This is a genomic window from Burkholderia sp. AU33423 (assembly GCF_002223135.1).
GTDB lineage: Bacteria > Pseudomonadota > Gammaproteobacteria > Burkholderiales > Burkholderiaceae > Burkholderia > Burkholderia lata_D.
The window spans coordinates 85,011-95,053 of sequence record NZ_NKFH01000008.1; the positions used below are offsets into that span (position 1 = coordinate 85,011).

Genomic DNA, 10,043 nt, shown 5'->3' on the forward strand with positions numbered 1-10,043 from the left:
GCCATGCCGAAAATCCTCGTCAGCATGTGCGTGGTCGGTCATCCGGTCCGCTACAACGGCTCGGCCAGGACCGCCGCACACGAGGCGCTCGAACGGTGGCAGCGCGAAGGGCGCCTCGTGCCCGTCTGCCCCGAACTGGCCGGCGGCTTCAGCGTGCCGCGCCCGCCCGCCGAAATCGCCGGCGGCGAATCGGGGCAGCGGGTGCTGTCGGGCGCCGCGCGCATCGTCGACGTGAACGGCAACGACGTGACGGCGCCGTTCGTGTCCGGCGCGCACACCGCGCTGGCCCTCGCGCGCGCGCACGATTGCCGCTTCGCGATCCTGGCCGACGGCAGTCCGTCGTGCGGCAGCACGTTCATTTATGACGGGAGTTTCGAGAACCGGCGGCACGCGGGCGCCGGTGTCACGGCGGCGTTGCTGCGCGAGCATGGCATCGAAGTGTTCGCGGACACCGAGATCGACGCACTCGATGCGCGCCTCGAGCAGTTGTCGCAGGCCGGTTAACGACGATGCGCGGCACGAGAACCCTCGTGCCGCGCATCGATTCGGATAGCGCGAAGCGGCGCGTGCGCTGCCGCTTCGCCGCGAGACGCAGGTCAGACGCGTTCGATCGCGATCGCGATGCCCTGGCCGACGCCGATGCACATCGTGCACAGCGCAAAGCGGCCGTTCGTGCGATGCAGCTGATACATCGCGGTCGTCACGAGACGCGCGCCCGACGCGCCGAGCGGATGGCCCAGTGCGATCGCGCCGCCGTTCGGGTTCACGCGCGGATCGTCGTCAGCGACGCCGAGCATGCGCAGCACCGCGAGACCTTGCGACGCGAATGCCTCGTTCAGCTCGATCACGTCGAACTGGTCGATCGTCATCCCGAGCCGGGCGAGCAGCTTCTGCGTGGCCGGCGCGGGGCCGATGCCCATCACGCGCGGCGCGACACCCGCCGTCGCGATACCCAGCACGCGTGCGCGCGGCGTCAGGCCGTAGCGCTTCGCGGTTTCCTCGTTCGCGAGCAGCAGCGCGGCGGCGCCGTCGTTGACGCCCGATGCGTTGCCGGCCGTCACCGAGCCGTCCGGGCGCACGACGCCCTTCAGCTTCGCGAGCGTTTCGAGCGACGTCTCGCGCGGATGCTCGTCGCGCGACACGACCAGCGGATCGCCCTTCTTCTGGGCAATCGTGACCGCGACGATTTCCTCGGCCAGCGTGCCGTCCTGCTGCGCCCGCGCGGCCTTCTGCTGGCTGCGCAGTGCGAACAGGTCCTGATCGGCGCGGCTGATGTTGTAGTCGACGGCGACGTTCTCGGCCGTCTCCGGCATCGAATCGACGCCGTGCAGCTGTTTCATCAGCGGATTGACGAAGCGCCAGCCGATCGTCGTATCGTAGATGTCGGCCTGCCGCGCGAACGCGCTCGCGGCCTTGCCCATCACGAACGGCGCGCGCGTCATGCTCTCGACGCCGCCCGCGACCATCAGCGCGGCCTCGCCGGACTTGATCGCACGCGCGGCCACGCCGACCGCATCCATCCCGGAACCGCACAGGCGGTTGATCGTCGAACCCGGCACGCCCTGCGGCAGGCCCGCGAGCAGCGCCGACATGCGCGCGACGTTGCGGTTGTCCTCGCCGGCCTGGTTCGCACAGCCGTAGATCACGTCGTCGATCGCCGTCCAGTCGACGTCGCGGTTGCGCTCGACGAGCGCCTTGAGCGGCACCGCGCCCAGGTCGTCGGCGCGCACGCCGGACAGTGCACCGCCGTAACGCCCGATCGGCGTACGGATCGCATCACACAGAAAAGCTTCGGTCATCAGTGTCTCCGGTCCCAGGACAGGCTGGGGGAATGAACAGGGCGCGCCCCTTGCATTGCCCGTCGGGATGCGCTTAAATGTTCTATATACGAACATAAGATCGTGTATCGAACGTTCAACGCATCATAGGGAGTGCGGGGACGACCTGTCAAGCGCGCGGTCCGCCGCGCGGTTGGCGTGTCAGGCCCCATGCGCTATCTTCTCGGCTGCACGATATTCCAGGCGCTCATGACAACCGAAGACACTCAGACGAAACCCGGCGACTCCTATGTCCAGTCGTTCGCGCGCGGCCTTGCGGTGATCCGCGCGTTCGACGCGGCCCGTCCGGAGCAGACGCTCACCGAGGTCGCCTCGGCCACCGGGCTCACGCGCGCAGGCGCGCGCCGGATCCTGCTCACGCTGCAGACGCTCGGCTACGTCGAGGCCGACGGCCGGCTGTTCCGACTCACGCCGAAGATCCTCGAACTCGGCTTCGCGTACCTCACGTCGATGCCGTTCTGGAATCTCGCCGATCCCGTGATGGAGCAGCTGTCCGCGCAGATCCACGAAAGCTGCTCGGCGGCCGTGCTCGACCGCACCGAGATCGTCTACGTGCTGCGCGTGCCGACCCGCAAGATCATGACGATCAACCTGTCGATCGGCAGCCGGCTGCCCGCGTACTGCACGTCGATGGGCCGCGTGCTGCTGTCCGCGCTCGACGACGCCGAGCTCGACGAGACGCTCGCGCAAAGCGGCATCCGCGCGCATACGCCGCGCACGATCACCGATCTCGGCGAACTGAAGGCGGCGATCGCGCAGGTGCGCCAGCAGGGCTGGGCGGTGGTCGACCAGGAACTCGAAGTGGGCCTGATGTCGTTGTCCGCGCCGATCCGCAACCGGCGTGGGCAGATCATCGCGGCGATGAACATCAGCGGCAACGCGCAGCGGCATACCGCGAAGCAAATGGTGAAGGAGTTTCTCGGGCCGCTGCAGCAGGCCGCGCAGACGGTGTCGGAGCTGGTGGCGCGGCGGGGGTGAGCGCGAGCCGTCACGCAACGCTTCGGCCTCGTGGAACCCGCGCGCCTGGTCGTCCTGGGCCGACAGCAGCCCGCACATAGGCGGACCACGGTGGCGTGAAGCGCTGCGCCTGTTCGTCGAGCCTTCTCGACTGTACCGGTGCCGGGGACGATTCGCCAGACACTGTCTGGCGGATTGGCGTGGTTAAGAAGAATGATCGGTTCTGCTGCAAGTTCCGACGACCGAACCCAAGACCGTCCCAATGTGTCCAGCTCAATTGTCGTATCAGCGATACGACAATCTGCTCGTCCGGAAAGGTGACGGCAATCTGCACCACGCGGCGAAAATTCTTCACGGCGAGGCCACCGCCGTCATCTTCCGTCAACGGCGCCGACATCGGCGTGCTGCCGAACCGTCGTCGCAGTGAAATAAAAAAACGGGCGACACAGGCCGCCCGCCAAACTCCAATCGCTCTGCAACATCTTTCTTTCAAAACACGGAGCGAACTCCGCGTCGCTCAATTTACGGGCATGCGTACGCCCGATCAATTTGACAGGAACGAAATTGCGTTCCGAATCCGTCGGACAAAGTATCGTCACGCGCCGAGCAACATCCCCTTGCGCACCGGCACCGTGCCCGTCACGCGGCCGAGCGGCGCGCCGGCCGTCACGAAGCGGATCGCGCGGCGCATGTAGAACACGCCGTCGGTCGCGCTCGAGATCGTCGTGACCGCATCGGTCAGCGGATCGACGATGTCGAACAGCGGATCGCCCGCACGGATCGTCGCGCCGATCGCCGCACGGTGCACGAGTATCCCGCTCACCGGCGCATGGAACTGCTCGCTGCCGGCCAGCGGCGTGGCCGGCGCGGCGAGCGGCGGTAGTGGCTTGCGTTCGCCCTGCACCGCGCCGCGCCACACGAGATAGTCGACGAGCGCATCGGCGTCGCGTTCCGCATAGTCGTACGTCACGTCACGCTGGCCGCGGCACTCGATCGTCACGGCCACGGTGCCGGCCGCCATCGGCGTCCCCGCCGGCAAGTGCTGCCGCAATTGCGACCACAGCAGGTGATGCGCATCGTCGAACGCGTGCCCGCCCGAATCCTCGGCAAGCAGCGACACTTCCGAGCCGAGATACCGCGCGAGCGGCTCGACTTCCGGCCATGCGGTATCGCTCGTGTACACGTGCATCACGGCTTCGAGCGAACAATGCAGGTCGATCACGACCTCGGCATCGAGCGACAGCTTCAGCAGCGCAAGCTGCAGCGCATCGAATTCGGTGCGCGGCGCGATTTCGTCGAGCGCCGCGCCGACGCATTCGCGCACGATCGCGCGATTGCGTTCGCCGTCGTCGCCTAGCCGGTCACGCGCACGCGCGGCGATTTCCGCAAGCGGCAGGAAGCCACGATTGAAGTTGCGGCCGCTCGCCAGGTCGAAACGGCCGATGAACTGCCCGAGCAGATGATGATTGAGACCGATCGGATTCGCGACCGGCACGAGCACGATCTCGGCCGCGAGCCGGCCGTCGGCATCAAGCTGTGCAAGACGCTGCTTCAGCACGAACGCCGCGAGCATCGCGGGCGTCTCGTCCGCGTGCAGCGCGGCCTGCAGGTAGATCTTGCGGCCGGTGTCGGCCGGCCCGAAATGAAAGCTCGTCAGCGTGCGCTGCGTGCCGATCGACGGCGACAGGAGCGGCATGGTGCGAATCTGCATCGATGGTCTCGAACGAAATGAAAACGAAGAAGCGGGTGAAACGTCGAGGTGGCTCGGCGCTCAGTCGCCGTACGGGTTGAAGTCGAAATACTTCCTGGCGATCCGGTCGTACGTGCCGTCCTTCAGCATCGATGCGATCGCGCCGTCGATCGACACCTTGAGCGCCGTATCCGACTGCCGCATGCCGATGCCGACGCCGCGATCGCCCATGTCGAGCGGCGCGCCGACGAACGCGAAGCCCTTGCCCTTCGGCGTGCGCAGGAAGCCGTAGTCGGCTTCCACCGTGCCGAGCAATGCCGCGTCGAGGCGGCCGTTGACGAGATCGGCGAACACGTCGTCCTGGCTCTTGTACGGCACCACGCTGACGCCGGCCGGCGCCCAGTGCGCGAGCGCCCACGATTCGAACTGCGTGCCCGACTGCACGCCGACGCGCTTGCCCGCAAGCGACGCGGTCGTGCTGTCGACGCCGCTCCCGGGCCGAGCGACGAGCCGCGACTTGAAGCGGAACAGCTTCGACGAGAACAGGATCTGCTTCTCGCGCTTCTCGGTGATCGCCATCGACGACAGGATCGCGTCGATCTTGCGCGCCTGCAGCGCGGGAATCATCCCGGAGAATTCGAGCTCGACCCACTGGCAGCGCAACTGCGCACGGCGGCAGATCTCGTTGCCGAGATCGACGTCGAAGCCCTTCAGGCTACCGTCGGGCGCCTTCGAATCCATCGGCGGATAGGTCGGATCGATGCCGAGGCGCACGGGGCGCGTATCGAGTGCGTGCGCGGAACCGGCCGCGAACGCAAGGCATAGGGAAACGAGCGGCAGGAAGGTACGTTTCATGGTCGACGAAGGCGGGACGATGGGCAACCGGCACGAGCCGGACTGCCTGCGATCGTAGTGCGCACACGCCGCCGCCGGAATCGCCCGCTGCCTTATCATGATCACTTTTCCCGATCACCGGCCCCGCGCTTGCCCATGGCGTTCACGCTCTCCCAGCTCCGCATCTTCCAGGCCGTCGTCGAGCACGGCAGCCTGCGCGCCGCCGCACGCGCGCTCGACCTCGCGCAGAGCGGCGTCACGCAGCAGTTGCAGGGCCTCGAGGCGACGCTCGGCGCGACGCTGTTCACGCGCACCAATCGCGGGATCGTGCCGACGGCCGTCGGCCAGCGGCTGCTCGCGCGCTCCGGTTCGATCCTCGGCGAATGCGAACAGGTCGAGCGGGAAATCCGGCAACTGAGCGGCGCGTACGAAGGCACCGTCACGCTCGGCCTCGTGGCCGAGCCGCTGATCGACGCGTTCGCGCCCGTGTTGAGCGCGTTCCGCGCGCGCTTCGACAAGGTCGACGTGCACCTGCGCACCGGCACGTCGCGAATGATGATCGGCTGGCTGCGCGAAAGCGCGGTCGATTTCGCGATCGCGCTGGTCGCGAAACAGACCGACACGACCGATCTCGCGGTCACGCCGCTGCGTACGTCGGCGCCGGTGATCGTGTGCCGCAACGGGCACCCGGCGATGCATGCGCAATCGCTCGCCGAACTGGCCGACTATGGATGGGTGTCAACGCGCTCGCCGAACCTGAGCGCCGATCCCGTCGTCAACCGGCTGCTCGCATACTTCGACGTACACGGCCTGCCGCCGCCGAAAATCCTCGCCACCGTCGAAGGGATGTTCGAGACGCTGCAACTCGTCACGCAGACCGATTGCCTCGCGCTCGAAACCGAAGCCGTGACGCGGCACGGGCCGTTTGCCGGCGCGCTCGCGAAAGTGCCCGTGCGCGAGCAGGCCGAATCGCAGGACATCTGCCTGCTGCAGCGCGCGGCCGTGCCGCTGACGCCGGCCGCCCAGGAACTCGCGACGATGCTCGCGTCGTACTTGAGGGTGGTGCGCGGGCGGTGAGCGCGTATCGCCGCTTGCCGCGCGTCGTGCTGCGCTGCGCCGCGCGTCAGTCGATCGAATCGCGCGCCGTCTCGCGCAGCATCGCCACCGCGATCAGCGACAGCACCACGCACGCGGCCACGTAGCCGGCCGGCGCGAGCTTGCTGCCGGTCGTCTTCACGAGCCACGTCGCGATCAGCTGCGCGGTGCCGCCGAAGATCGTCACCGCGAGCGCGTACGCGATCGAGATGCCGGTCGCACGCACGTGGCGCGGCAGCGACTCGCACATCAGCGCCATTTCCGACGCCGAGCCGAGCGAATAGAACAGCAGCATCAGCGCGGTCAGCGGCAGGATCACCGACAGCGTCGGGTGATGATTCATCAGCCAGAACGCCGGGAACAGCAAGGCGACCAGCACGCCGCGGCCGACGAAGATCGGCAGGCGCCGGCTGCCGAGCCTGTCCGACAGCCAGCCGAACAGCGGACACGTGACCAGCATCACGCAGCCCGATGCGACGCCGACGAACATCGACAGCTTCATCGGCAGGCCAAGCGTATGGATCGCGTAGGTCGGCATGTAGAACGTCAGGATGTAGGTCGACACCGTGCCGCCCATCACCGTGAGCATCAGCAGCAGCACCGTGCGCGTGTGCTTCGAGAACAGCTCGTGCAGCACGCCGCGTTCGATGCCGTGATGGCGGTCGCCGGGCGCATCGTCGGCGAGCCGGCGGCGCAGGTACATGCCGACCGGTGCGATCAGCACGCCGACGAGGAACGGCAGCCGCCATCCCCAGCTCTCCAGCGCGTCCTTCGTCATCGTGTTCGACAACAGCGCCGCGAAGCCCGAGCCCATCAGCGCCGCACCACCCTGCGTCGCGAGCTGCCAGCTCGCGCGGAACGCACGGCGCGACGTGCCGCCCTGTTCGAGCAGCGTCGAGGTCGCCGCGCCAAATTCGCCTCCCTGCGAGAAGCCCTGCAGCAAGCGCGCGAACACGACTAGCAGCGGCGCGGCCACGCCGACCTGCGCATAGGTCGGCGCGATCGCGATCAGGCCCGTGCCGAGCGCCATCAGCATGATCGTCAGGTTCAGCGCGGCCTTGCGCCCCTTGCGGTCCGCGTAGACGCCGAGCACGACGCTGCCGAGCGGCCGCGTGAAGAAGCCGGCGGCGAACGTCGCGACCGACAGCAGCAGCGACGTGGTCGGGTCGCTCGACGGGAAGAACAGCTTGCCGATCAGCACCGCGAAGAAGCCGTACACGGTGAAATCGAAGAATTCCAGCCAGTTGCCGATCACGGCCGCGGCGATCGCACCGCGCCGCGTGACGGCCGGCTCGCCGCGCGTGTCGGTGGCGGTGGCTTCGGCCGGCCCGGGGTGCAGCGCGAGATGGTCTTTCTGCATCGCTATCCTCTCTTCTCAATGCGGCCGGAAGCGCCGGCCGCGTGCCGCCGCTGCGATCACTGACCGAGGTAACGCTCCACCAGGCGCGTCCAGAACGCCGCGCCGATCGGCAGATTGCGATCGTTGAAGTCGTATTTCGGGTTGTGCACCATGCAGCCGTCCTCGCCTTCGCCGTTGCCGAGCCGCACGAACGAGCCCGGCCGCTGCTGCAGCATGAACGCGAAATCCTCGCTGCCCATCAGCAGGTCGGTCTGCTCGACCACGTGCGCGTCGCCGACGAGTTCGCGCGCCACCTGTGCGGCGAAATCCGTTTCGGCATCCGTATTGACGACGACCGGATAACCTTCGATGTATTCGACGTGCGCGGTTGCGCCATAGCTCGCGGCCTGCGTTTCGGCCAGCTCGGTGATGCGGCGCTTGAGCAGCGCGCGCACTTCCGGGCTGAACGAGCGCACGCTGAGTTCGAGGCGCGCGCCGTTCGGGATGACGTTGTTCGCGGTGCCCGCGTGCATCGAGCCGACCGTGACGACCGCCGGCTGCGACGGGTCGACGTTGCGCGCGACGATCGTCTGCAGCGCCATCACGATGCTCGCCGCGACGACCACCGGATCGATCGTCAAGTGCGGACGTGCCGCGTGGCCGCCGACGCCTTCGATCGAGATGATCGCCTTGTCGCCGGCCGACATGAACGGGCCGCGCCGCGTGAGGAACACGCCCGGTGCCGCGCCCGGATGGTTGTGCATGCCGAACACGGCATCGCACGGGAAGCGTTCGAACAGGCCATCGTCGATCATCTTCTTCGCGCCGCTGTCGACGCCGTGCTCTTCCGCCGGCTGGAAATACAGGTGCACGGTGCCGGAGAAGTTGCGGGTCTTCGCGAGGTGCTGCGCGGCGCCGAGCAGCATCGTCGTGTGGCCGTCGTGGCCGCACGCGTGCATCTTGCCGTGCGTGCCGCTCGCGTAGGGCAGCCCCGTCGCCTCGATGATCGGCAGCGCATCCATGTCGGCGCGGATGCCGATGCTGCGCGTGCCGTCGTCCACGCGCAGCGTACCGACCACGCCCGTCTTGCCGACCCCGCGCGTCACCTGCCAGCCCCACTGTTCGAGCTTCTCGGCCACGAGCGCGGCCGTGTCGTGCTCCTCGTAGGCGAGTTCGGGGTGGTGATGGATGTGGTGACGGATCTCGCGCAGCCCGCCGGCGGCGGGCATCAGATCCTCGACTTCGGTGAATCGGGTATCGGTGGTCATCAAGGGGCTCCTGCCGTTCGTCTGCGCACGCCAAGGATGCGTGCGGGAAAGCGAGCCACTATATCCAGCCGATATCGGTTCAATAAGAGGTCAGTTCAAAAACCCCGTGAGGGGGCTGTTTACTTCCTCGGCGAGCTGTTAACCTTGGGCACCAGAACAACGGAAGCCCAAGGATGGAAGCGCCGATCATTGACGACGAACTGTGGATACTGATCGAACCATTGCTGCCGCCCGCGAAGCCTCGTGCGAAGAGCGATCCTGGTCGTCCGCGCGTTTGCGATCGTGCGGCGCTCAACGGCATCCTGTTCGTGTTCAAAACGGGAATCCGCTGGAACCACTTGCCGACTCGGCTGGGCTTCGGCTCGGGCGCAACTTGCTGGCGGCGATTGAACGACTGGCAAAAGGCTGGTGTATGGGACCAACTGCACGAGTTGCTGCTCGACAAGTTGCGTGCGGCCGGCCAGATCGATCTGTCATACGCTGCGGTCGATTCGTCGTCCGTGCGCGCCGTTGGGGCGGGCGAAAAACTGGCCCGAACCCCACGGATCGTGCGCGACCCGGTTCCAAGCACCACATCCTCGTAGACGCCAACGGCGTTCCCGTCGTCGCGATCCTGACCGGCGCGAACGCCAACGACGTCACGCAGTTGCTGCCGCTCGTTGATGCAATTCCGCCGATTCGCGGTGTCCGTGGCCGACCACTTCAGAAGCCCGGCGTCGTCTACGCCGATCGCGGCTACGATTCCACACGACACCGACGTGCGCTGCGTGAGCGCGGCATCAGGCCCGTGATCGCGAAGCGCCGGACCGAACACGGCAGCGGGCTCGGCAAGTATCGTTGGGTGGTCGAGCGTACGCACTCCTGGCTCCATAATTTCCGTCGTCTACGCACGCGCTTCGAGCGACGTGCCGACATTCACGAAGCATTCTTGAAACTTGGCTGCTCGCTCGTCTGCTGGAACGTCTTCAGGCGAGCTGAGCAAGGTTTTTGAACTGGCCTCTAAGATACGGAATTTTTCACCG

The 10,043-nt window shown here is 67.1% G+C and carries 10 protein-coding genes and 1 pseudogene; 5 read left to right on the forward strand and 6 right to left on the reverse strand.

Annotation, left to right across the window (positions count from 1 at the left end):
- The first annotated feature begins 3 nt into the window (after positions 1-3).
- Positions 4-504 carry a DUF523 domain-containing protein gene (locus CFB50_RS31705; RefSeq protein WP_373452984.1) on the forward strand — a complete coding sequence of 167 codons (501 nt, stop codon included), beginning with the start codon at positions 4-6 and terminating at the stop codon, positions 502-504.
- A gap of 92 nt (positions 505-596) precedes the next feature.
- On the opposite strand, the gene pcaF is transcribed toward CFB50_RS31705, so the two are convergent.
- Positions 597-1,799 (reverse strand): 3-oxoadipyl-CoA thiolase, encoded by a 1,203-nt coding sequence (gene pcaF / locus CFB50_RS31710; RefSeq protein ID WP_089448516.1) that lies wholly within the window; start codon positions 1,797-1,799, stop codon positions 597-599.
- Positions 1,800-2,027: 228 nt separating this feature from the next.
- Between pcaF and CFB50_RS31715 the strand changes: the two genes are divergently transcribed.
- Positions 2,028-2,816, forward strand: a complete 789-nt coding sequence (locus CFB50_RS31715; RefSeq protein WP_039367952.1) for an IclR family transcriptional regulator — start codon at positions 2,028-2,030, stop codon at positions 2,814-2,816.
- A 6-nt stretch (positions 2,817-2,822) separates the two neighbouring features.
- Here the strand turns inward: CFB50_RS31715 and CFB50_RS40650 are convergent.
- From CFB50_RS40650 to CFB50_RS31730, 3 genes and pseudogenes are all read right to left on the reverse strand, one after another.
- A pseudogene (locus CFB50_RS40650) lies at positions 2,823-3,156 on the reverse strand (hypothetical protein); the annotation flags it as partial.
- 234 nt (positions 3,157-3,390) lie between these two features.
- The gene (locus tag CFB50_RS31725) at positions 3,391-4,506 is read right to left on the reverse strand and encodes a succinylglutamate desuccinylase/aspartoacylase family protein (protein WP_089448517.1); all 1,116 of its coding nucleotides are present in this window, start codon (positions 4,504-4,506) and stop codon (positions 3,391-3,393) included.
- Between the two features lie 60 nt (positions 4,507-4,566).
- Positions 4,567-5,340 carry a transporter substrate-binding domain-containing protein gene (locus tag CFB50_RS31730; RefSeq protein WP_089448518.1) on the reverse strand — a complete coding sequence of 258 codons (774 nt, stop codon included), beginning with the start codon at positions 5,338-5,340 and terminating at the stop codon, positions 4,567-4,569.
- A gap of 135 nt (positions 5,341-5,475) precedes the next feature.
- Here CFB50_RS31730 and CFB50_RS31735 point away from each other — a divergent pair, with 135 nt between their 5' ends.
- The gene (locus tag CFB50_RS31735; RefSeq protein WP_089448519.1) at positions 5,476-6,396 is read left to right on the forward strand and encodes a LysR family transcriptional regulator; all 921 of its coding nucleotides are present in this window, start codon (positions 5,476-5,478) and stop codon (positions 6,394-6,396) included.
- A gap of 46 nt (positions 6,397-6,442) precedes the next feature.
- On the opposite strand, the gene CFB50_RS31740 is transcribed toward CFB50_RS31735, so the two are convergent.
- Positions 6,443-7,774: an MFS transporter gene (locus CFB50_RS31740; protein ID WP_089448520.1), complete on the reverse strand. Its 1,332-nt coding sequence runs from the start codon at positions 7,772-7,774 to the stop codon at positions 6,443-6,445.
- A gap of 56 nt (positions 7,775-7,830) precedes the next feature.
- Positions 7,831-9,021 (reverse strand): M20 aminoacylase family protein, encoded by a 1,191-nt coding sequence (locus CFB50_RS31745; protein ID WP_089448521.1) that lies wholly within the window; start codon positions 9,019-9,021, stop codon positions 7,831-7,833.
- 173 nt (positions 9,022-9,194) lie between these two features.
- Between CFB50_RS31745 and CFB50_RS40285 the strand changes: the two genes are divergently transcribed.
- Positions 9,195-9,605: a transposase gene (locus CFB50_RS40285; protein WP_256978861.1), complete on the forward strand. Its 411-nt coding sequence runs from the start codon at positions 9,195-9,197 to the stop codon at positions 9,603-9,605.
- A complete protein-coding gene (locus tag CFB50_RS40290; RefSeq protein WP_256978984.1) occupies positions 9,497-10,012 on the forward strand; it encodes an IS5 family transposase in 516 nt (171 codons plus the stop codon). Before CFB50_RS40285 ends, CFB50_RS40290 begins: the two co-directional genes overlap by 109 nt.
- Positions 10,013-10,043: the final 31 nt, after the last annotated feature.